Source organism: Pseudomonas sivasensis (genome assembly GCF_013778505.1).
In the GTDB taxonomy this organism is placed as follows: Bacteria; Pseudomonadota; Gammaproteobacteria; order Pseudomonadales; family Pseudomonadaceae; genus Aquipseudomonas; species Aquipseudomonas sivasensis.
The window spans coordinates 1-22,374 of sequence record NZ_JAAOWU010000024.1 but is presented as its reverse complement, the minus strand read 5'-3'; the positions used below and the strand labels follow the sequence as shown (position 1 = coordinate 22,374).

19 protein-coding genes are annotated in these 22,374 nt (G+C 62.2%); 4 read left to right on the top strand and 15 right to left on the bottom strand.

The window, feature by feature from the left end:
- Nucleotide 1: 1 nt before the first annotated feature.
- The 13 genes from G9Q84_RS26365 to G9Q84_RS26305 all read right to left on the bottom strand — a co-directional run bounded on the left by G9Q84_RS26365 (nucleotide 2) and on the right by G9Q84_RS26305 (nucleotide 13,763).
- On the bottom strand, nucleotides 2–2,395 hold the full coding sequence (locus tag G9Q84_RS26365) for a TonB-dependent receptor plug domain-containing protein (RefSeq protein WP_181644332.1): 2,394 nt from the start codon (nucleotides 2,393–2,395) through the stop codon (nucleotides 2–4).
- Between the two features lie 1,173 nt (nucleotides 2,396–3,568).
- Nucleotides 3,569–5,788, bottom strand: a complete 2,220-nt coding sequence (gspD, locus tag G9Q84_RS26360) for a type II secretion system secretin GspD (RefSeq protein WP_122756837.1) — start codon at nucleotides 5,786–5,788, stop codon at nucleotides 3,569–3,571.
- A complete protein-coding gene (locus G9Q84_RS26355; RefSeq protein WP_099600901.1) occupies nucleotides 5,785–6,309 on the bottom strand; it encodes a general secretion pathway protein GspN in 525 nt (174 codons plus the stop codon). The genes gspD and G9Q84_RS26355 overlap by 4 nt, the downstream gene beginning before the upstream one ends.
- On the bottom strand, nucleotides 6,306–6,917 hold the full coding sequence (gspM, locus tag G9Q84_RS26350) for a type II secretion system protein GspM (protein WP_095185613.1): 612 nt from the start codon (nucleotides 6,915–6,917) through the stop codon (nucleotides 6,306–6,308). The genes G9Q84_RS26355 and gspM overlap by 4 nt, the downstream gene beginning before the upstream one ends.
- Complete coding sequence (locus G9Q84_RS26345; RefSeq protein ID WP_095185612.1) at nucleotides 6,892–7,935, bottom strand: PilN domain-containing protein; 1,044 nt, start codon at nucleotides 7,933–7,935, stop codon at nucleotides 6,892–6,894. The genes gspM and G9Q84_RS26345 overlap by 26 nt, the downstream gene beginning before the upstream one ends.
- On the bottom strand, nucleotides 7,932–8,657 hold the full coding sequence (locus G9Q84_RS26340) for a general secretion pathway protein GspK (protein WP_181644331.1): 726 nt from the start codon (nucleotides 8,655–8,657) through the stop codon (nucleotides 7,932–7,934). The genes G9Q84_RS26345 and G9Q84_RS26340 overlap by 4 nt, the downstream gene beginning before the upstream one ends.
- Nucleotides 8,654–9,283: a prepilin-type N-terminal cleavage/methylation domain-containing protein gene (locus G9Q84_RS26335; protein ID WP_181644330.1), complete on the bottom strand. Its 630-nt coding sequence runs from the start codon at nucleotides 9,281–9,283 to the stop codon at nucleotides 8,654–8,656. The genes G9Q84_RS26340 and G9Q84_RS26335 overlap by 4 nt, the downstream gene beginning before the upstream one ends.
- Nucleotides 9,280–9,642, bottom strand: coding sequence for a type II secretion system protein (locus tag G9Q84_RS26330; protein ID WP_181644329.1), 363 nt, complete (start codon nucleotides 9,640–9,642; stop codon nucleotides 9,280–9,282). The genes G9Q84_RS26335 and G9Q84_RS26330 overlap by 4 nt, the downstream gene beginning before the upstream one ends.
- Nucleotides 9,639–10,070 (bottom strand): prepilin-type N-terminal cleavage/methylation domain-containing protein, encoded by a 432-nt coding sequence (locus G9Q84_RS26325; RefSeq protein WP_032887238.1) that lies wholly within the window; start codon nucleotides 10,068–10,070, stop codon nucleotides 9,639–9,641. Before G9Q84_RS26325 ends, G9Q84_RS26330 begins: the two co-directional genes overlap by 4 nt.
- A gap of 9 nt (nucleotides 10,071–10,079) precedes the next feature.
- Nucleotides 10,080–10,496: a type II secretion system major pseudopilin GspG gene (gene gspG, locus G9Q84_RS26320; protein WP_095185610.1), complete on the bottom strand. Its 417-nt coding sequence runs from the start codon at nucleotides 10,494–10,496 to the stop codon at nucleotides 10,080–10,082.
- Nucleotides 10,497–10,516: 20 nt separating this feature from the next.
- A complete protein-coding gene (gene gspF, locus G9Q84_RS26315) occupies nucleotides 10,517–11,719 on the bottom strand; it encodes a type II secretion system inner membrane protein GspF (RefSeq protein ID WP_032887236.1) in 1,203 nt (400 codons plus the stop codon).
- Complete coding sequence (gene gspE, locus G9Q84_RS26310; protein WP_242461487.1) at nucleotides 11,716–13,446, bottom strand: type II secretion system ATPase GspE; 1,731 nt, start codon at nucleotides 13,444–13,446, stop codon at nucleotides 11,716–11,718. Before gspE ends, gspF begins: the two co-directional genes overlap by 4 nt.
- A 92-nt stretch (nucleotides 13,447–13,538) precedes the next feature.
- A complete protein-coding gene (locus tag G9Q84_RS26305) occupies nucleotides 13,539–13,763 on the bottom strand; it encodes a hypothetical protein (RefSeq protein WP_032887233.1) in 225 nt (74 codons plus the stop codon).
- 488 nt (nucleotides 13,764–14,251) lie between these two features.
- Here G9Q84_RS26305 and G9Q84_RS26300 point away from each other — a divergent pair, with 488 nt between their 5' ends.
- Complete coding sequence (locus G9Q84_RS26300) at nucleotides 14,252–17,005, top strand: beta-glucosidase (RefSeq protein WP_032887232.1); 2,754 nt, start codon at nucleotides 14,252–14,254, stop codon at nucleotides 17,003–17,005.
- A gap of 61 nt (nucleotides 17,006–17,066) precedes the next feature.
- Here G9Q84_RS26300 and G9Q84_RS26295 read toward each other — a convergent pair whose 3' ends face one another.
- Nucleotides 17,067–17,681, bottom strand: coding sequence for a TetR/AcrR family transcriptional regulator (locus G9Q84_RS26295; RefSeq protein WP_032887231.1), 615 nt, complete (start codon nucleotides 17,679–17,681; stop codon nucleotides 17,067–17,069).
- 154 nt (nucleotides 17,682–17,835) lie between these two features.
- Between G9Q84_RS26295 and G9Q84_RS26290 the strand changes: the two genes are divergently transcribed.
- Nucleotides 17,836–18,561 carry a M12 family metallopeptidase gene (locus G9Q84_RS26290; RefSeq protein WP_181644328.1) on the top strand — a complete coding sequence of 242 codons (726 nt, stop codon included), beginning with the start codon at nucleotides 17,836–17,838 and terminating at the stop codon, nucleotides 18,559–18,561.
- 34 nt (nucleotides 18,562–18,595) lie between these two features.
- Here G9Q84_RS26290 and G9Q84_RS26285 read toward each other — a convergent pair whose 3' ends face one another.
- Entirely contained in the window at nucleotides 18,596–19,624 is a 1,029-nt protein-coding gene (locus G9Q84_RS26285; RefSeq protein ID WP_181644327.1) for a substrate-binding domain-containing protein, read from the bottom strand.
- 207 nt (nucleotides 19,625–19,831) lie between these two features.
- On the opposite strand from G9Q84_RS26285, the gene G9Q84_RS26280 reads away from it, so the two are divergent.
- Nucleotides 19,832–22,015 (top strand): TonB-dependent receptor, encoded by a 2,184-nt coding sequence (locus tag G9Q84_RS26280; protein ID WP_181644326.1) that lies wholly within the window; start codon nucleotides 19,832–19,834, stop codon nucleotides 22,013–22,015.
- 1 nt (nucleotide 22,016) lies between these two features.
- Nucleotides 22,017–22,374 (top strand): LLM class flavin-dependent oxidoreductase (locus tag G9Q84_RS26275; protein ID WP_181644325.1); only part of this gene is annotated, 358 nt, incomplete at its 3' end.

Below are 22,374 nucleotides of genomic sequence, written 5' to 3'. Positions count from 1 at the left end.
CTTAGAAGGCATAGGTCAAGCGGGTGTAGTAGTACCCGCCGGTGAATCCGTAGGGCGAATAGGTGCCGTAGCTGCTGACCATGGTGCTGCTGGGCACGCCTTGTTTCTTGGGGTAGACGTCGAACAGGTTTTTGGCGCCGATCGCCACGTTGAGGTCTTTGGTGAGGTTGTAGCCAAGGTCGAGATCGGTGATCCATTTGGCCGCGTAGACCCGGTCGAGGCTGCGGTCGGCGGACACATTGACCTCCTTGTAGGAGCCGTAGCGGGTCAGGGCCAGGTTGAGGTTGAAGCGATCGATGCTCCAGTCACCGCCCAGGATCAGCTTGGTGCTGGGCTGTACGCCGGTGATCAGGTTGCGTGCCTGGCGGTCCATCAGGTCGTAGGACGTGCCGAGGATTGTGGTGGACTCCTTGTAGTTGAGGATTTTGGTCTGGTTCCAGTTGAACGCTGCGGTCCACTTCAGCGCGCCGTACTGGCCCAGGTCCTGGCTGTAGTTGCCGACCAGGTCGAGGCCTTTGGTGCGGGTGTCGGCCCCGTTGATAAAGTACTGGCCGCCGGAGGTGGAAGTGATGCCGTTGCCTTGCAGCACCTGGGTGATTTCCGGGCCCAGCAAGGTGCCGGTCAAGGTGATGCGGTCGCGCAGGTTGATCACGTAGGCGTCGGCGGTGAAGCTCAGGCGGTCGGTGGGCGTGAGGGTGAAGCCGAGACTGAAGTTGGTCGAGCGCTCGGGTTTCAAATCCTGGGCGCCCAGGGCTTGGGCAGCCGCCGAACCGGTGGGCAGCACCCCGTAGTTGATCGACTGATACACGCCGTCCACCACGCCATAGGTGGTGGAACGCGCACTGAACAGGCTGTTGGCCAGGGACGGCGCGCGGAAGCCATTGCTCACCGTGGCGCGCACGGCGAACTGTGGAGTGAAATCGTAGCGAGTGGTCAACTTGCCGCTGCGGGTGGCGCCCACGCCCTGGTTGTAATGCTCGTAGCGAAACGCGGTGCCCACGTACCAGTCCGGCACCGGGTTGAAGCCCACATCGACGTAACTGGCCAGGCTGTTGCGCGAGGCGCTGCTTTCTTCATCCGGCGAAATGCCGTTGGTGACCTGCGCCCCGCTTGATGCGCAATTGCCTGGGGCTACGCAGTAACCGCCGTTGGCATAAGACTCGTAATCACCGGCCTGCACCTCATAGGTATCGCGCCGATGCTCGAAGCCGTAACTCAGGTCGAGCGGCTTTTGCAGGCCGATATCGAAGCCGCGCTTGAAGTCGAGGTTGGTGGTCAGCTCGGTGCTGATCCAAGTGCCGGAGGTGAAGCTGTTCGGCGTGGCCTCGCCCAAAGACGGGTTCTGGTTATGGGTAGTGCCCTGCTCCGCTTCGTTGCGCCCGTAGGTGGTGGACAAATCCCAGTTCCACTCGCCGACGGTGCCCTTGCCGCCGAATGCAGCCTGGAAATCGTCCTCATCGATGTACCAGGTCGGCGTGTAGCCGCCGGGGTAACCGTTAGGCCCGGTGGTGATGGTGTTGGTGATGGTCGGCAGGCGGAAATTCTGCCCCTGCTCGGCCTTGCGCCGTGAATAGGTGGTGAAGGAATACAGGCTGAAATCGTCGTCGATAGGCAACTCGGCGTTGTAGCCCAGGGTCAGCAGGTTGGTCTTCGGCGTGCCGTAGCCACCATAAGTGGAACGGCCGGCTTGCTCATAGGCCTGGGCGTAGGTGTAGCCGTTGGCGCTGGCCTTGTTGTCATCGTTCTGGCTGCGGGCATCCAGTGCCAGTTGCACGATGCCGCCGTTGCCGATCTCAAAGCCTTTGTTGAGGCTTTGTTGCACGGTCTGTTTTTTGCCGTCATAGCCAAGGCCGGCATTGGTCACCGAAGTGCCGCTGGTGTCGGCCTTGAGGATCACGTTGATGACCCCGGCGATGGCATCGGAGCCGTACTGGGCTGCGGCGCCGTCACGCAACACTTCCACATGGTCGATGGCGCTGATGGGGATCAGGTCCAGGTCTGCCGGGGCGGCGCCGGTGTTGATGCCGTTGATATTCAGCGTGGCGGCGGTGTGGCGGCGCTTGCCATTGACCAGCACCAGCACTTCGGCGGCGCTCATACCCCGCAGGTTCGGCGCGCGGGCAATGCCGCTGGCGTCCCAACCGGTTTTTTCCGGCAGGGTCAGCGATGGGATCACCGCACTCAACGCCTCCATCAAACCCGGCTTGCCGGTGCTTTGCAGTTGCTTGGCGCTGACCACATCGATCGGCACCGGACTGCTGGTGACCGTGCGCTGCTCAGCACCACGGTTGCCGGTGACCACCACGGTGGACAAGGTGCTGTCGTCCTGGGCATGGGCGGTGTTGGCCAGAATTGCCAGGGCCAGGATGGCGGTGGGTTTTGACGTTTGCTTCATAGGCGTGCCTGTATTTCCAAATCGCGAAGTCGGGCAGTCACGCGGCGATGCGCGGTGCTCGGTTTTATGGGGCTATTGCGGCGATTTGGGGTTAGGGCGACTGCGGGGATTGAATTGGCAACATACGTTGAACTCACTTCCAACGATTCTGCTGCGGGGGATGATCACCCGGTTATGGCGCGCAGAATCTTGATTACGCTGGGTACCATCCGAGGTCAGGGGTAGGCTGTTGCGATCAAACATAACGGAATGGGTTTTGAAAATATAATGCTGTTTTGATATAAGCTAATATTCTCTAATTTCATTATTTATTAATTACTTTATTCATAATAATGATGTTTTTGGGTGCGAGGGGTTAGGTGGATTGGGGGATATCCGTTGTTGGGGTAACAGCGGGTTATTGGCTCCGCCCTTACGGCGGGTCACTTTGGAAAAGAGCCGGAATGCCGGCCCATCCCAAAGTAACCAAGGACTCTTGCCCCAACACTCGGCACCTCGCCTAAGCTCGGTGTGCGGCCAGCGTGTTTGACGGGGCGCCTAAGATAAAGATCAAAAGCAGAACAGCAGGCTAGGACCTATCTGTCTGATCTATGGAGATCAAACTGTGGGAGGGGGCTTGCTCCCGATGGCGGTATGTCAGCCAACAGAGCTGTAACTGAACCACTGCAATCGGGAGCAAGCCCCCTCCCACATTTGGAATGCGGTCGACTCTAAGGCCGCCGCGGCCTTGCTTTTGATCTGGAATCGCCCCGTCAACCACGCTGGCCGGAATTCGATGTTGATTTGGGGGGCCCCCCCCAAATCAATGTCGGATTACGGGCACACCGAGCCTAGGTATCTGTCTGGTCTACGGAGATCAAACTGTGGGAGGGGGCTTGCTCCCGATGGCGGTATGTCAGCCAACAGAGCTGTAACTGAACCACTGCAATCGGGAGCAAGTCGAATCGTCGCACCGCCCCTCCCACATTTGGAATGCGGTCGGCTCTGAGGCCGCCGCGACCTTGCTTTTGATCTGGAATCGCCCCGTCAACCACGCTGGCCGGCATTCCGGCCTTTACAAAAGTGACCCGATGTAAGAGCGGAACCACAAGCCGCTATTACCTGAATAACGGATATGTACACCGACAAACCGCAGATCCGAAGCAAGCCCCACATCAAACCACATACCCAGACCTACCGAGCCGGCCGCAACAACTGCATCTGCTGCCGATAATCATCCGTCACTTGCCGCGCCTGACTACTGCTGGTAATCACCCTAGGCGTAATCAACACAATCAACTCCGTCCGATCCTTGGACTTGCTCGTATTCCCAAACAACCACCGCAACCCCGGGATCTTTCCAAGGTAAGGCACCGCACTCACCGACTCGGCGTTGTCCTGCTTGATCAACCCGCCCAGCAACACCGTCTGCCCACTCTGCACCGCCACTTGGGTGGACACCGACCGCGTGGAAATACGCGGATTAGTCGGCGTGTCGCTGTTAGTCGACGCCTGATCCTGCGCATCACTGACCTGCTGCTGAATATCCATGTACACCAATCCACCCGGATTGATCCGCGGCACCACGTCGAGGATCACCCCGGTCTGCACATATTCAACACTGCTCAAGGTGGTATCCGAGGTCCCCGTGTTAACCGTGGTCTGGCTGATGGGAATGTTGTCCCCCACCTGAATCTGCGCTGGCTGGTTATTCATCACCACCAGCGACGGCGCCGACAGCACTTGGGTGCGACCGTTGGTTTCCAATGCATGCAGCGCCACTTGCAGGTTGGTGCTGACGAAAGAGTAGAACAACGAATCCGCGCCTAGCCCAGCACCGCCACCCCCCAACGCGCCTTGGCTGCCGGAGGCATTGGCCACAGTGGTGCTGGTGGAATTGCCCGCCAGGCGTCCCAGGTACCACTGCACGCCAAGGTCCAGTTCACCGGTGAGTTTGACTTCGAGAATGCGCGTCTCGATCTGCACTTGCAGCGGTGGATTGTCGAGACGTTTGATCGCCGATTCGATCTCTTTCCACTGCACCGGGCGGGTGCGGACCAGCAGTTGGTTACTGCTTTTTTGCGCGGTGATCCGGGTGCCTGCGTCGAGGCTTTTGGCCGGGGCGTCTTCGGTCGCGCCCTGCTCGGCGGTGTCCTGCTCGACTTCGGGCTCCTGCTCCTCATCCTCTGCGGCGGGTTGGTTGCCATTGAGATTGTTGCTCAGGCCACCCGGCGTGCTGCCGGACGTGCTGTTGGTGCCCGGCGACGACAATGTTGCCGTGCGCAAACCGGGGGCGACTTTGGCCGGGGTATCGTCCTTGATCGCGCCTGTGCCGTAGATCTGCCGCAGGTACTTGGCCAGGTCGGTGGCCTTCATGTTGCGCACGTCATACACATACATCTGCGGCTCGTTGCCGCCGCCTTCGTCGATGGTGTGGATCCAGTCGCCGACTTCACTGAGGTACTGCGGCTGCGACGAAATCGCCACCACCGAGTTGGTCCGCTCGATAGGCAGAAAGCGCACCATGCCCGCCAGGGGCATGCCGCTGTCGGGGCCGAACATCTTTTGCAGTTCGGGCATCAGTTCGGCCACCGAGGCGCGTTGCAGGCCGAACACGCCCACCGACATGCCCTTGAGCCAGTCCACGTCAAAGGTGTCGATGGTGTCCTGGTAATTGGCCAGTTCTTCGGGGGTGCCGGCCAGGCTCAGCACATTGCGCGCCGGGTCCACCAGCAGGAAGGCATTTTCGCGGGCGAACGGCTTGAGCAGTTTCTGCATTTCGGTGGCGGAGATATAGCGCAGCGGAAACAACCGCGCCGACAGGCCACTGGACGGTTGCGACACGCGCATTTCGGGGACCAGTTTTCCCGCCACCGCCTGATTCGCCGGCAGGATCACATAACGACTGCCCTGCTTGATCATCGCGTTGTCGGTCCAGGACAGCAGGGTTTCCAGAATCGACAACGCCTGCTGCTTGTTCACCGGTTTGGAGGTGGAGAAGCTGACGTTGCCCTTCACGCCCTGAGCGATGCTGTAGTTCTCGTGCAGCAGATCGCCCATCACGCTGTTGATCACCGCTTCAATCGGCTGGTCGGCAAAGTTGAACACGATGTCGCCGCCGCCCTCCTCCTTCGCAGACGGTGCCGCAACCGGTTGCCGCACAAACTGTTGGTTGCCGCGAATCAGTTGGCGCTGGGGCGGCGTTTTTGTCTGGGGCTGGCCGCTGTCGACCGGCGCCTGTTCGCTGGCCGGGTCCACGGGCGGACGTTGCGAGCCGGTGCCCTGCATTGCTTCGTGCAGCAGGGCCTCGTCCGGGTCGAGGTGGTCGGGGAATGTCCCGCAGCCACCGAGGGCGACGGCGGTGGCCAGGCAAAATGCGGTGGTGCGCAAGGCGCCAGGGAAGGTATCGATCAAGGGGTGGACTCGCGAGGAAGGGTAATCGGCGGTGTGCTGGACGGCGGCGGCAAACGCAGGGCCCGCAGGCTCAGGGTTTGGCTGCGGCCGTCGAGTACGAAACGGGCGTCGCGGGGGGTCAGGTGCTCCAGGCGCCAGCCATTGGGCAGGGTCTGGTCCTGGTGGACTTTCAACGGGGGGCCGTCGGCGCGCTTGAGCAGCGCCACGCGCAGGTCACCGTCGAGGACGATGCCGGTCAGCGTGAGGCTCGACAGGCTGGAGACAGTGCCTTGGCCCACCGCGCGGTCGGGGCTGCGGTCGGGGCTGAACAACGGTGCCTGCCAGGTGCCGGCCAGGCTGTCCAGGGTTGCGCTCGGGGCCACCAGCACCTTGGCCGCAGCATTGGCGCGTGTGTCGGGCGCGGGCGGCGGCAACCACTGCGGCGCATCGCCGATGCTGCTGAGGATGCCGGCCATCAGCAGCCCCAATAGGCCGGCCACGCCGATCAAGCCCCACTCCAGGGGACGCAAGGTGCTGATCATCGGCGCACCTGCGCGGCGGCAGCCGGTTGCAGGTAGCCACGCACCAACAGGTGCACCACCAATTTGCCGGCGCCGCCACTGGCGGGTGCATCCGGGGCGCGGCGGATACTCATTTCATCGACAAACAAAAACGGTCGCTGGTACTCCAGTTCATGGAGGATCGCGGTTAAGGGCTCGATGGCGCAGTTGAGGGTCAGGCTGACTTTGACCTGGCGATAGGGCTCGGCATCGTCCTGCTCCGGGGTGATGGGCATGCGCTGGGTCAGGCTGCAGCCGCCACCGAGACCGGCGCGGCTATTGATCAGGTCGGCGATGCGCTGCATCAAATCGGCGGCCACCGCGCTGGGGTCATCGCCGGGTAACAGGCTGGTGCTGCTGGCCGGGTCCTGGCGCGCTTCTTCCAGTTGCTGGCGCAAGCTGTCGCCCTGGCGCAGCACGCCGGCGTAGCGTTGCTGCTGTTCGCGCAGCTGCTCGGCCTGTTCGCCCAGGGTGCGCAACGGTCCGGCGAACCAGCTGTCGATCAACAGCCAATACGCGCCGCCGAGCACCAACGCGAGGACGATCAAGGCCGCGCCACGGCGTTCACGGGGTGTCAGTGGTCGGCGCATCGGCGGCCTCCTGGTGCAGGTGGGCGCGCAAGGAAAACTGATCCTTGCCGGTTTGCGCATCGGGTTGGATGACCCCTTCGAACTGAGCGTTTTCCAGGCTGCGGCAGTTCTTGATGCGGGTGATCAGGGCACTGGCCTTGGCGCTTTGCCCGGAGAAGGACACGTCGGCACCGTCGTTGACTTCCAACTGGTCGATCCAGGTGTCGGGCGGCAGGCAGGCGGTCAGTTCATTGAGCAGTGCGGCCAAGGGCGGCTGCGCGGCCTTGCGGCGGATCAAGTACTGCGCGGCGCCCCGGGTGTTGAGCAGTTGCTGGCGCAGGGCCTGGACCTCGGCGACCTGGGCCTTTTGCGCACGCACGCTCTGTTGCATGGCGTCGAGCACGCGCTGGCGGTCGTTGAGCCACAGCACCATGGCGGCAATCAGTAAGGCGCCGCACAGCCACGGCAGACTGCGCTGCAAGCCCTTGCCCGCCGGGCGCTGACGCGGACGCAACGGCGCCGGCAGCAGGTCGATGCCCATGGGCACGCCCGCGCGGTCGTATACGTCTACGGCGTGGGGTTGCAAGCCGAGTGCCGCGCAGTCATCGAGGATCTGGTCCAGACGCTCGCGCAGGATCGCCACCAGCGTCACCTGTAGATGGGCGGCCGTGCGGCGTTCCTGACGCGCGACAAAGTACAGCTGGGCGGCGTCGAACGGAGTGAAGCGGTCCAGTTCGTAACCGACGACCGTGGACAGGTTGCGTGCGGCGGCCACAGGCAATTGCAGGCTCTGCACCAACACGGCGTCCGGTGCCAGCAACAACACCTGGCGCGCCTCGCCGGTGAGCTTTACCACAGGCACAGTGATCGGCCACGGGTAGACGTGCTCGGGAATGTCATGGGGCAACAACCACCCCGGCAGGCAGCCACGCAGCTCCTTGAGCCACAGGCGCCAGCCTTGTTGCAGCAGGCTGCCGTGCCAGCGCCGGGCGAGCGGCTGCGTCAGCAGGTGCAGCCGCGCGGTTAAGTGTTCATTCATTCTTGCCAACGTAGTACTCGATAAGGTTGTGCGCTGCCTTGCGCGGGGCTCAATAACACCGTGGCTTGCAGCTCGGCGTGGTAACCGCCGGGGCGTTGGGCGCGGCTGCTGACCACCAGCACATCACCGGGGTCGGCACCCACCGCACTTTGGTGCGGCAGGTTCAAGGCACGGCGCATCAACGGGCTCGCGAACGCCGGATCGGGCCGATCCAGGCCGCTCCACAGGCTGATTTCCGGCACCAGCGCGCTGTACAAGGCCTGGGTCATGCCCGGCAGTTGTCGCACTTCTTCCACCACCCGAAACGGTGCAAGGCCCTGGTTGCGGCGTACTTCCAAGTCCCTGGCCAACTGCTTGGACTGGGCCTGTGTGGCGCCGCAGGCCAGGGCCAAGCGGGCAAAATCCCCCACTTCGGCGCTGTTGAGGTACAACTTGCCGCGCTCGCTGCGCAGGCTCACGTGCAGTTGGGCGTCGTCGAACACCAGCGGGATTTCACGCCCGTCGGCAATCCACTGTTTGCGCTGTAACGGGTCGGCCACGGCTTGCATCGCCAGCGCCACACCCGCCTCCGCCGCCAGCACGGCCTGGGTGTGCTGGCGATGCCACGCGGCCTGGCGCGTTTCCAGCTGTACCCAACCGGCCAGCCCGCCCAGCAACAAACTGAGCAAGGCCAGCACCCAGAGCACCAGCAGCAGGGCCACACCCCGTTGGTGCTTGATCATTCGGGCGCCCCGCCGGACAGGTTCAGGCGCAATGCAACCACCTGGGTCACCCACGGCACCGGGCCGTCGACGCGGGCGACAATCCGCACCGCGTAGGGCAGGCGTTTGGTCCACGGCCACTCACTGATCCAGCCGGTGGCCTGGCCCTTGGGCGACAAGCCGCGATAGCTGAATTGCAGGTCCTCGACGCCCTTGAGCAACACCTGTGGCTCGCTGCGTGACGCAGGCACGCTGACCTGCGCCAGGGACTCAAACCGCGCGAACGCCACCTGCAAATCACGCTGCGCCTCAGGGCCAGTCAGTTGCAGGGTGAAACGCTGAATGCCGCCACCGAGTACACCGGGCAAGGTCGCCACAAACTGCATGCGCTGCGGTCCGCCCGCGAAAAAACCATCGACCTGGCTGTCGTCCTCGGTCACATCCAGCGGTAACGCCTCGCTGATGGCGGTGCGCAAAAATTGCTGGGCAGCACGCATTTCATCCAGGCTGACCGTGTAGCGCTGGGCCTTGAGTACCGCGCGATTGGCACCGAGCAACGCGCCGCCGACCAGGGTCAGCAGCACCCCCAGCAGGCTGAGCACGATCATGATTTCGAGCAGGGTAAAGCCCTGCTGGCGCCGCTTCACAATCCAGCCCCGGCGGCGCGCAGTTTCAAGGTGCTGAAGCTCGCCTGGCGCGGGCCTTCGCTGACACTCAGGTCCAGGCGAAACAAATGCGCCTGGCCGATGCGGCTGGGCTGTTGGGCGATGCGCAGTTGCCAGGCGATGCCGTCCAGTTCGCCCTGGCGCGTGCCGCTCGCCAGAGGCCCGGTACCCTCCTGATCCATTACGCTCAAGGCGGCATGGGTAAGGCGGTCGCTATGGGCTACCTGCAACAACGAGCGCGCGCTCTGGCCGAAGGCGACCAGCAGCACCGTGCTACAGATCGCCATCAGCGTCAGCGCGGCGAGCATTTCCAACAGGGTAAAACCGCGCTGGTCCTTCATGGCAGGGCCTTGGACTGGACGCTGCCGGTCAGCCAGCCAATGTCGATGCGCCAACGTCGGCTGCCGTTGACCAGCAGCACGTTGCCGCCGGTGGAGCTGCCATCAGGATAGAAATCCACCGCCGAGCCCGCTTGCTCGGCGGTGTGCAGCGTTACCTGTAGCTCGGCGGGCCAGTGTTTTTTCGGGCGACCGGGCGCCTGGAAACTCAAGTCGCGCAAATCGAAGACGGTGCTTTCAGTGGTGCCACCGACAATCGCCCGGGCGCGCGTGCTGCGCAGCGCCTCGACGATCTGCCCGACCGCCTGGCGCTCTTTCGCCGCACGCAGGCCTTGTTGCAGGCCAAAACCGACCAACCCGGCCGCGATGCTGATCAAGACGATCACCACCAGCATCTCCAGCAGGGTAAAGCCGCGTTGGGCGTTGGGCATGGTCGTGGGTTATTCCCAGTTGCCCAGGTCGGCGCTGTAGCCTTCGCCGCCGGGTTGGCCGTCCTGGCCGTAGAAGATCAGGTCAAACGCGCCGTGCTCGCCAGGAAAGCGATAGCCAAAGGCATGGCCAAACGGGTCTTTGAGGTCCGACGGCTTGGCGTACGGCCCGGCCCAACCGGCGCTGTTACCCGGTTTTTCGACCAGTTGCTGCAAGGTCTTGGGCGGTGAGCCGACATCCAGCCCGTAGCTTTCGATTTTCATCGAAAGGCTGGCCAGTTGCGCCTTGCCCGCGCCGTATTTGCCCTTATCGACGTTACCGCCGACCTGGCGCACCACGATGGTCGCGACGATGCCCAGCAGTACGATCACGGCGAGCATTTCCAACAGGGTGAAACCGCTTTGGCGGCGTGCAGGTTTTGAGCGCATGGAGGTGGGTCCTTGAGGGTTCATATATTGCTGGTCAGGCTCATCAGCGGCAGCATGATCGCCAGCATGATCACCGCCACCAGCACCGCCATGACCACGGTCAGGGACGGCACCAGCGCAGCGAGCAGGCGGTCGATGCCGCGTTTGGCTTCAACGTCGAACACGTCGGCGACCTTGAGCAGCATGCTGTCCAGTTCGCCGGCCTGTTCGCCGACTTCAATCATTTGCAAGGCCAGGTCCGGCAGCAGCGGCTGCGAGCCAAAGGCACTCGCCAGGGTGCCGCCGCCCTTGACCGACTCGGCGGCCTGGGCGACTTGCGCTTGCAGGGCGCGGTTGGTGCAGACCTGCCGGGCGATGACCAGGGCTTGCAGCAGGGCCACGCCATTGCTCAGCAAGGTGCCCAGGGTGCGCGCCAGTCGGGCGGCTTCGACCCGTTGCAACAGTGGGCCGATGAGGCGAATGCCCAACACGCGGCGATCGTATTTTTCGCGGCGCCGCGGGTCGCGCAGGCGAGCGACCAGGGTCCAGATCGTCACGATCAACCCGGCCAACACCGCCAAGCCGTAGGCACCCAGGAATTGGCCGAGATTCAGGATCACCTCAGTGATCAACGGAATCGGCACGCCCAAGTCTTTGAAGATCGGCACGAACTGCGGCACCACATAGGCCAGCAACAGCGCCAGTGAACCCAGTACGCCGACCACCAGAAACGCCGGATAGATCAACGCATTGATCACCTCGCCCCTCAACAGTTGGCTGCGCTCCAGATAGTCGCTGAGCTGACGCAGGGTGTTTTCCAGGGCACCGCCCGCCTCGCCAGCACGCACCATGCTCAGGTACAGCGGCGAGAACTGGCTGCCCTCCTCTTCCAAGGCTTTGGACAAAGGCTGACCGGCTTTGACGCGCTCACGAATGCGCTCGATCAACGCGCGGGTCTGGGGCTGGCCGGGCTGTTTGAGCAGGATGCCCAGGGAGCGTTCCAACGGCTGTCCGGCGCCCAAAAGCGTGGCCAGTTGCTGGGTAAAACTGACCAACGCCGCGCCGTTCAACTGGCCGCGCCCAAGGGCGTTGCGCAGCCCTTGAGCGCCGGCCACATCAATGTGCAATAACAACAAACCGCGCTTGTGCAGCGCGGCGACGGCGGCATCCTGGTCCTTGGCTTCCAGGGTGCCATTTTGCGGCGTGCCCTGGCTGTCGAGGGCGCGGTATTTGAACAGGCTCACGTGCCCTCCCCTCGGGTAACGCGCAGCACTTCTTCCAGGGACGTCACCCCGGCTACGGCTTGGCGCAGGCCTTCTTCATGCAAGGTGCGCAGGCCGCCGCGACGGGCAGCCTGTTCCAGGGTGGCGGCGTCGGCCTGACGCATCAGCAGGCTGCGCAGTTCATCGTTCATCACCAACAATTCAGTGATTGCACTGCGGCCGTGGTAGCCGCCGCCGGGCGCGTCGGCGCGAGGGCGATAGAGCATGATCGGGCGCTGCTCGGTAAAACGATCCAGGCCATGTTCGGCGATCAATTCGGCCGGTGCTTCGAAGGCTTCTCGAGTAGCCGGATCAAGACGGCGCACCAGGCGTTGGGCGAGGATGCCGTTGACGGTCGAGGCGATCAGATAGCTCTCAACGCCCATGTCCAGCAAGCGCGTGATACTCGCCGCCGCACTGTTGGTGTGCAGGGTCGACAGCACCAAATGGCCGGTCAACGAGGACTGGATGGCGATGCGGCAGGTTTCCAGGTCGCGGATCTCGCCGATCATGATCACGTCCGGATCCTGACGCACGATGGAGCGCAGTGCGCCGGCAAAGTCGAGGCCGATGGCCGGTTTTACCTGGATCTGGTTGATGCCTTCGAGCTGGTACTCCACCGGATCTTCCACGGTGATGATCTTGCGCTCGGCGGTATTGAGCCGCGACAGCGCGGTGTACAGCGTGGTGGTCTTGCCCGAGCCAGTCGGACCGGTGACCAGCAGGATTCCGTGGGGGCGTTCGAGCACTTCGAGGAAGGTTTCCAGGCGCTGGCCATCGAAGCCCAGGCTCTGAAAATCGAACTGCACGGTCTGGCGGTCGAGCAAACGCATGACCACCGACTCGCCAAAACTGGTGGGCACGGTGGACACACGCAAGTCCAGTTCCTTGCCCTGGATGCGCAGCATGATGCGCCCGTCCTGGGGCAGGCGGCGTTCGGCGATGTCCAGGCGCGCCATGATCTTTACCCGCGAAATCACCGCCGCCGATGAACTGGACGGCGGCGCCTCCGCCTCGTGCAGCACGCCGTCGATGCGGTAGCGCACCTTGAGCTGATTTTCGAAGGGTTCGATATGGATGTCCGAGGCGCGATGTTCAACCGCGCGCTGCAGGATCAGGTTGACCAGGCGAATCACCGGCGCTTCGGAGGCCATGTCCTTGAGGTGTTCGATGTCTTCGAGCGCGCCGCCCTGTTCGTCGAGGTTTTCGATCAGGGTACCCATCGCCGAGCGGCCCTGGCCGTAGTAGCGCTCGATCAGGGTATCGACTTCATTGCGCGGGCCCACCGCCAGCCACACCGGCACACCGCACGCATAAGCCATGGCCTGGAACGGATAAACCAACGCCGGGTTGGCCGCCAGCACCCGCAACCCGCCCTGGCTCCAGCCCACGGGCACCACTTGGTGATGGCGCATAAAACGCTCGGTCAGGGCCGGCAACGGGTCGAGCAACGGCGGCGCTGCGTCCGCCAGCAACAGCGGTGCGCCAAGCAGGTCTGCCCAGGCGCGGGCCAACTCCACTTCGGAGACCAGTCCGAGGCGGGTGAGCAGGCTGAGTAGTTCGGTGTCGTCAGACTCCTGGGACAGGCGCCGGGCGCGCTCCAGGTCAACGGTTTTCAAGCCGGCGTGCTGCATCAGCCACGCGCAGACCTGTTCGGTGTGCGGGATGTGCATCTGGCAGGCGTTGATGGGCGTTGAGGGACTTGGCATGAGTAGCTATCTGAGGGGCGATGTTCTAAAGGGCTACTGGGAACCCCTGTGGGAGTGGGCTTTCCCCTCCCGCAGGGGGCCGCGTTTCGCCGTTAGTTCGAGGTCTTCGGCGCGGCCTGGCTGCCATTCAACGGTCGGCCACCCTTGGTGGTTTCTGCCTTCTGCTTCTTGGCAGCCTTGGCATCGTGGGACTGGGTCAACACGGTGGAATCGGCGGCGCCGGACTTGGCATCCGCGTCGGTGGCTTCAGCCGCAATGGCCGCGCCGCTCAATGCAACGCCCAGCACAAAACCGGCACCCAGCAGGGACTTTTTCATAAACATTCTCCAGATAAAAAACTGCGAAACGCTCACGTGGCGCCTTGAATCGGTTCAAGACCCTACAGCAAAGCGTTGTGTATGACAGCGTGTATAAAACATGGCCTTTTAGAACTACCGAGCAACGCCACTAGTTCGCCATGCCACCATCTATTTTCTTAAACCAATCGACTGGTAGGTTTAGTCTTAGTTCAAAATCGTAATGAAATATTTCTTATTTCACGCAAAAATTAGCTTTCGTTTGACTTATAACCGCAATAATTGCCTTAATTATCACGTTTTCGCGGTTCAAAATGCCATCTCGTGATATCGCCAAGACATCATCCACAACAATAATTAACACAATTATTAAACTTACAGAATCTGCAAAACCCGCCAAGTAATTGCAATTAGCCATCGGTTAAACATTGCGATCAAGGCGAACTATTGCCCACGAAAAAGTGACGAGCGTCACCCTATTTTTACTAAACAGTTGTCGGAGAAACCCCATGAATAAACGCAAGATGATCGGTGCGCAGTCGGCGTTTGCCCTGCTGGCGCTGGCCGTGTCCCAGGTGCACGCGGCCACCAGCCCTGCCTTGGACGAAGGCCGGGTGAACCGTGCAGAAAAGGCCGCGGACAAAACCCTGGCGAAGATGACCATGGAAGAAAAACTCGCCTACATCGGCGGCACCGGTGGCTGGGACGTCAAGCCGCTGACCCAATACGGCATCCCACAGATCCACGGTGCCGACGGCGGCGTCGGTGTGCGCTACACCAGTGAAGGCAACGCCCAGGGCGTGGTCTACCCTTCCGGACCGAACCTGGCCGCCAGTTGGAACCCGCGCCGTGCCATCGACCTGGGTCGTGCACTGGGCTACGACACCGCCAGCGGCGGTTATCAGTTCGTCACCGGCCCCGGCGTGAACCTGTACCGCATGCCCTACAGTGGCCGTGCGTTCGAGTATCTGTCCGGTGAAGACCCGTTCCTCGGCGCCAGCCTGGGGCCGGCAGTGATCAACGGTATCCAGTCCCGTGGCGTTTGGGCCAACGCCAAGCATTTCGCGGCCAACGACCAGGAAAGCAATCGCTTCCACCTCGACGAAATCATCAGCGAGCGTGTGCTGCGCGAGATGACCCTGCCGCCCTTCGAGTCCGCCTCGAAGAACAGCAAGGTGGCGATGATGATGTGTGCGTTCCAGAAAGTGAACGGCGAGTTCGCCTGCCAGAACAAACACCTGATGCGCGACATCCTGAAGACCGAATGGGGCTATCCAGGCTTCGTGCAGAGTGACTACAACGCGGTGGTCAACGGCTTGCCGGCAGCGCAGGCCGGCACCGACCTGGACATGATGGGCTACCAGATGAACAGCACGGTGCTCAAGCCGTTTCTGGACAGCGGCGAGCTGAGCAGCGCGACCATCGATGACAAGGTGCGGCGCATCCTCAAGCAGATCTACCTGTACAAGTTCGACAGCAAAGCGCCGTTGACCAGCCACAACATGAACAGCGCCACCAGCAACCGCGTGGCCCTGAACGCGGCGCGCGAAGGCATCGTGTTGCTGAAAAACCAGAACAACCTGCTGCCTCTGGATGCCAAGAAGGTCAAGACCATCGCGGTGGTCGGCAACCTGGCCAAATACGCCCCGCCCACCGGTTTCGGCAGCGCGAATGTGATGGCGGCCAACTACATCAGCGAGCTGAGCGGCCTGCAGCAATTGGCGCCGGGTGCCAAGGTCGAGTTTATCGACGGCCTGTCCCTGGACCCGACGGCCTCCAACTGGACTCACACGGACAGCGACGGCAACAGCGTCAAAGGCGTGAAGACCGAGTTCTTCAACAACACCAACTGGTCCGGCGACCCGGCGGCCAGCCGCACCGATCGCCATGTCGACCTGGACTGGTCCACCGACAGCCTGCCGGTGAACGGCGATACGGCGGCCACTTCGATTCGCTACAGCGGCCAGATCACCCCGACCGTCAGCGGCGAACAGGTGTTCAAGATTCGCGCCGACGGTGCCGTGCGTCTCTACGTCAACGGTAAGAAAGTGCTGGATAACGGCGACGGCAAGCCGCTGCCCAACAACAGCATCCCACCGACCATTCCGGTATTCGCCAAGGTCAATCTGGAGGCTGGCAAAGCCGTCGACATCAAGCTGGAATACTCGCGCCGCAACGGCTACCTCTCGACCATGGGCGGTTTGGTGGGCGTGCAGATGAGCTGGGCCTCGCTGGTGGCGCCACAGGACCTGGCCAAGTACGACGCCGTGCTGGTGGCTGCGGGCAACAGCAATGAATACGAAGGTGAAGGCTTTGACCACAGCTTCGACCTGCCGGAGTTCCAGGGCCAACTGATCCAGAGCATCGCCAAGGTCAACCCCAATACTGTCGTCACCCTGCACGGCGGTACCGGGTTGAAAATGAGCGACTGGATCGACCAGGTACCGGCCGCATTGCATGCGTTCTACCCTGGGCAGAACGGCGGCCAGGCATTGGCGGAGATCCTGCTGGGCAAGGTCAACCCGTCGGCCAAGTTGCCAATCAGCATCGAGCGCAACATCGAAGACAACCCGATCTACGCGACCTTCCCCAAGTTCGACAACCAGGAAACCCTGGCTGAGATGAGCTACAAGGACGACCTGTTCCTGGGCTATCGCGGTTACGAGAAAAAAGGCATCAAGCCGCTCTACCCGTTCGGCTATGGCTTGTCGTACACCACCTTCGGCTACAGCAACATCAGCGTGACGCCAGGGGTTGCAGTTGCAGGGGCGCCGATCAAGGTGTCGTTTGACCTGGCCAACACCGGCAAGGTGGCGGGCGCCGAAGTCGCCGAGCTGTACGTGGGCCAGAACAACCCGAAAGTCGAGCGGGCGCTCAAGGAACTCAAGGGCTACAAGAAAGTGTTCTTGAAGCCGGGCGAGAGCAAGCGCGTGACCATCGAGCTTAACGATCGCTCGCTGGCCTACTACGACGTCAAGAGCAAGCAATGGGTGGTGGACGCCGACAGCTTCAACTTGTCGGTGGGCGCGTCGTCTCAGGACATTCGCCTGAACGCCAAGCTGGTCAACCCGTTCCGCCAGGAACTGTCGACGACCACCAGCAACCCGTTGCCGCGTTCAGCGCTCAATTCGACGTTGCGTGAGCTGCCACAGGTGAAGACTGGCGGTGTGCTGCATCAGAATGAAGGCGACAGCGGCACCAGTGAAGGTGATGGCTATGACATGAGCGATGACAGCAGCCAGGGCAGTGCTTCCGGTAACTGATCCCGACTCGGTCTAATGTGGGATGGGCAAGCCCCCTCCCACATTTTTGACTGTGTTTGACTCAGGTTCGAATGGCCGCTTCAACCCGCGCAATGTAGGCGTCGAAGCGCGCCACCAGATCCACCTGCTCGGGAAACCGCAACCACTGGATCTGCAGGCCATCCATCATGGCCAGGATCTCCTCCACCAGCCCGGCGATGTCGACGTCGCCGCGCACCTCCCCCGCCGCCACCAGGTCGGCAAACTGTCCTTGCATGCGTTGGTGAATCGCCGCGTAGCGCGCCTGGAACCACGCCCAGGCCGGCTGGGTATCCAACAGACTTTCGGCATTCAAGATGGTAAACGCGCGCACCACGCCAGGCGCCGTGGCATTTGAACGATTGATTGCGCGCAGGCTGCCGAGCAAACCATTGAGGGTTTTCTCCGCACGCACTTCATCGGCAATCCGCTGATTGACCTCATCACGCCGCTGCAACACGCCCATCAACAGCGAGATCTTGCTCGGAAAATGGTGCAGCAACCCGGCCACGGAAATCCCTACGATCCCCGCCACCTGCGCCATCGAGGCACCGCTGTAGCCTTCCAGGGAAAACACTTGCAAGGCCGCATCCAGCAGCTCTTCGCGGCGTTTTTCACCTTTGGGTGCGCGGCGGGTTTTCGGCGGCGACTCGGTCATGGAAAAGTCCTGGAGGAAGAGGCTTGCACCGTATCCAAAATGCCACCGCGCCGCAAATAAACCTCGGGCGAGCGCCGGGGCTGCAATGGAACGCTCTGGGCGATCCGTGCCAATCAATGCTCGGACTTGTCCCAGATAACCCGAGTAAGACGCCATGATCGCTTCAAGACTATTCACGCCTCCGCTGCCCGCGTCACCCCCCTCGCCCGCCGAGGACGGCGACAGCATTCAACCGACCGAACGCCTCTCCCGAAGTCGCCGCGATGTGGGTGAGCCCGATAAATACTGGCCGCAGCACAGCACCCTCAAAATCGCCATGTATGACTACGAGATGGACGACCCTTATGTGCAGGCGGTCAAGCAGGCCGCCAGCGAGTGGCTGCCCCATATCAACCTTAAGTTCGAATTCGTCAGCGGGGAAGAAGGCGATGTTCGCATCTCGGGGGTGCCGATTCATCAAGGTTCCGGGGTCTCAATGGTCGGTACCGATGCACAAAAAGTCTCCCCCGGAATGCCGACCATGAACCTGCCGATAGACTACTCGTCGACTTCATTCGCCCACACCGTGTTGCACGAATTCGGCCACATGCTCGGCGCCCGGCATGCCCATCAGCATCCTGACGCGAATATCCCGTGGGACCTGGCCAAACTTGACCGGCATATACCCCATCACTACCAGCAAGCCAACTTGCTGCCCCTGCCGCGCAGCGCTGTCTATGATTTTCTGCCGTATGACGAAGACTCAGCCATGCACTACGCGATCAACCCCGCGTTGACGACGAGTAATACCTTCCACTCAAGAAACTTGATGCTCAGCCCAGGCGATATCGCCTGGGCAAACAAGGCCTACCCGAAGGCAGCTCGTCGGACCGGCACATAAGCATACGAGCCCGCGTGAGTAGCGCCCGGTTGTGTCAGGCACTCTCACGCGCGATCAACTGACATTGCAAGAAATTCAGCCGCTGGACGTCATCCGCAACCGGTAAGACCCCCAGGCTTTCCAGGACCCGCGTCGCCGCCAGCACACCAATCTCAAGCGCCGGCGGTTTGATGGTGCTCAGGCTCGGCAGCAGCATTTCCGCAAACGGGTAATCACCGAACCCGAGCACCGCGCACTTCAATCCGGAACGCTGCCCGGCCAGCAGGCCACCGGCGGCCAGGTTGTCATTGGCGAAGAAGATCGCCTCCGGTGGGGTGGCGTGGCTCATCAGCGCCTCCATGGCCTGCTTGCCCGCCTCGAACGGTGCGCGGCCGGCGTCCGGGATGAACACCTGGGGCTGCACGCCCAGTTCGACCAGGGTTGCCGCAAATCCTTCCCCACGCTCATGGGCGCTGAAGTCACCCGCCACGCTGTTCTGCACGAAGGCCATGCGCCGATAGCCCTTGCCATGCAGGTAACGCGCGGCGCTGACGCCGACCTGGTAGTGGGAAAAGCCGATCTGCACCGGTGCGCGCTCGGGCACGTAGTCCCAGGTTTCCACCACCGGAATATCCGCGTCGGCAATCATCTTTTCAGTCGCCGCACTGTGGAAGCGACTGGTCAGCACCAGCGCCGCTGGCGACCAACCCAGAAACGCCCGCACCGCGCTTTCTTCCTGCTCGGCGCTGAAGTAACTCGACGCCAGTAACAGTTGGTAGCCATGGCGACTGAGGGTATCGCTGAACCCCTGAATGGTATTGGCAAAAATCGGTCCGGAAATGTTCGGGATCACCATCGCCACGATCCGCCCACGCGCCGACGCCAATCCGCCGGCCACCAGGTTGGGCACGTAACCCAGCTCGGCGACTACTTGGGCAATGCGTTCGCGGCGTTCTGGGGACACCTGTTCCGGCTGGTTGAAATAACGCGACACCGTAATAGCCGACACGCCAGCCTGGCGCGCCACGGTATTCAAGGTGACACGCCCGGCGCCACGGCGTTTGCGCGGTTTTTCTTCGCTCACGGGAGAATCCTGTTAACAACCAAAAAGAATATGAGACTAATTTTTAAGTATTTGACGCTCTAAAGCAGAGCTAACAATAATGCCGATGTTAGCGCTAACAAAGCGCGCTGTCTGCTACTCGCTCAAGCGAATGCCCAAGACAGCTTCACAGGCGCTGACGGTCGTAGAACCGCAGCGGACCAGGGCATTTTTTTGAGCGGGCACAACATGCACAAACACACTCACTTGTTATTCCTCGCCGGTTTGACCGCACTTCCGGCAGGCGCCGCCATTGCCGCCGACGAGCCGCAAGCCACCCTCGAAGCGGTGACCGTCACCGCCACCCGCCGCGAAGAATCCCTGCAGAAAGTCCCGGTGGCGGTCTCGGTACTCGATGGCGAGCAACTGGAGCGCGACAACCGCAACGGCGTGGCGAGCATCGCGCAACAGGTGCCGTCGCTGAACTTCCGTACCGGCGCATCGAACAAGGACACCTCATTATTCGTACGCGGCGTGGGTACCATCTCCACCTCCCCCGGCGTGGAGCCGACCGTGGCCACGGTGATCGACGGCGTGGTCTATGCGCGCCCCGGCCAGGCCACCCTCGACCTGCTGGACCTGGAACGCATCGAAGTGCTGCGCGGCCCCCAAGGCACGCTGTTCGGCAAGAACGCCTCGGCCGGTGTGCTCAACATCACCAGCAAGGCCCCCACCGCCGAGACCCACGGCTACATCGACCAGTCGTACTACAGCGGCAATGAAAGTCGCACCCGTTTCGGCATCGGCGGCAGCCTGGTGCCGGACGTGCTCAAAGGCTCGGTCAGCACGCTGTTTGGCAGCTATGACGGCAACGTCGACAACCAGCACAACGGTCAGGAGGTCAACGGTTACAACCACAAAGGCATTCGCGGCAAGTTGGAATTCACCCCCAACGACGACGTGACGCTGACGCTGATCGCCGACTACATGCAGTCTCACGACGATGCGCCGAATGGTGTGGTCAGTAAGTCATTGAACCCGGCATTCAGCAACGCCTTGAGCCCGGTGCGGGCCTCCAGCGACAACCGCGACATCAACACCGATACGCGCAGCCATGTCGAGGACACCAACAAAGGTTTGTCCGCCCAGTTGGACTGGAACCTGGGCGACTACACCCTGACCTCAATCACCGCCTGGCGCGGCTGGGACAACACCCAATACCAGGATGGCGACCGCCTCGGCAGCGTGACCGCCGCGTTTCCCGGCACTGCCGACAAGGGTGAGCTGGCCTTCGACCAGTACTCTCAAGAGTTGCGCCTGGCCTCGCCCAAGGGTGAATTCCTGGAGTACGTCGGCGGCCTGTTCTACATGCATGGCAAGGACGAAGAGACTTACCAGCGCACGCTCACCACCACCACGCGCACCGACCGTGGCGTCGCCGACTACAGCACCACCAGCGACAGCTACGCGGTGTTCGGCGAGACCACGCTCAACTTCACCTCGCGCTTTCGCGGGATCGCCGGCCTGCGCTACACCCATGACGACTTGAAATACGATCACCGCCGCGTATCCACCTCGGCCACCACCGTCAGCGGGATTCAACCGGCCACGTCCAGCTCGGGCTCAGTGGACGAAGACGGCTGGTCCGGGCGCCTCGGCGTGCAGTACGACCTGACCGATAACATCACCAGCTACCTGACCTACTCGCGCGGCTACAAAGGCCCGGCCTACAACGTGTTCTTCAACATGCAGCCGCGCGATACCGATGCGCTCAAGCCGGAAACCTCCAACACCTGGGAAGCCGGGATCAAGGCCACAGCCTGGAACAACCGACTGACCACCAACCTGGCGGTATTCCACAGCGACTACGACAACTACCAGGCCAACTTTTTCGACTCGGTCGCCGGCCAAGTGGTGACCCGCCTGATCAACGCCGGCAGCGTCAGCACCGAAGGCGTCGAACTCGATTACGCCTTGCAGGCCACCCAGCAACTCAAGCTCTCCGGCGCCCTGGCCTACACCCGTGCACGCATCGACGAATTCGCCTGCCCGGCGGGCGCGGCGGCCACCTGCAACGTCAACGGCAAGCCGCTGCCCTACAGCCCGGACTGGAAGAGTTACGTACGCGCCGACTACACCATCCCACTCGATAACGGCCTGGATATCGAACTGGGCACCGACTACAGCTGGCAGAGCGAAGTGCAGTACGACATCAGCCAAAACCTCGACACCAAACAAGGCGCCTACGGCATCTGGAACGCCAGCGTGGCCCTGGCGGACTACAGCGATGGCTGGCGCGTGGCGCTGCTGGCCAAAAACCTCGCCGACAAGTCCTACTCGCCATTGCTGGCCAGTGGCGGCAACTACATCTACCGCGCCGTACCTCGTGACGATGAACGTTACTTCGGCGTGCAACTGCGCAAGGATTTCTAACATGAGCCGTCAGCTGAAACTCGGCGCCTTTCTCATGGCCACCGGGCACCATGTGGCCGCGTGGCGCCATCCGGACGTACCGGCAAATGCCGGGCTGGATTTCGCCCAGTACAAACACTTGGCGCGGGTGGCCGAAGCGGCCAGGTTCGATGCACTGTTCGTAGCCGACAGCATTGCCGCGCCCACGGGCGAGATCGCCAGCCATATGGCGCGATCGGATCATTTCGAGCCGCTGACCCTGCTCTCGGCGTTGAGTGCGGTGACGGAGCATATCGGCCTGATTGCCACGGCGACCACCACCTACAACGAGCCCTACCATGTGGCGCGCAAATTCGCCTCGCTGGATCACCTGTCGGGGG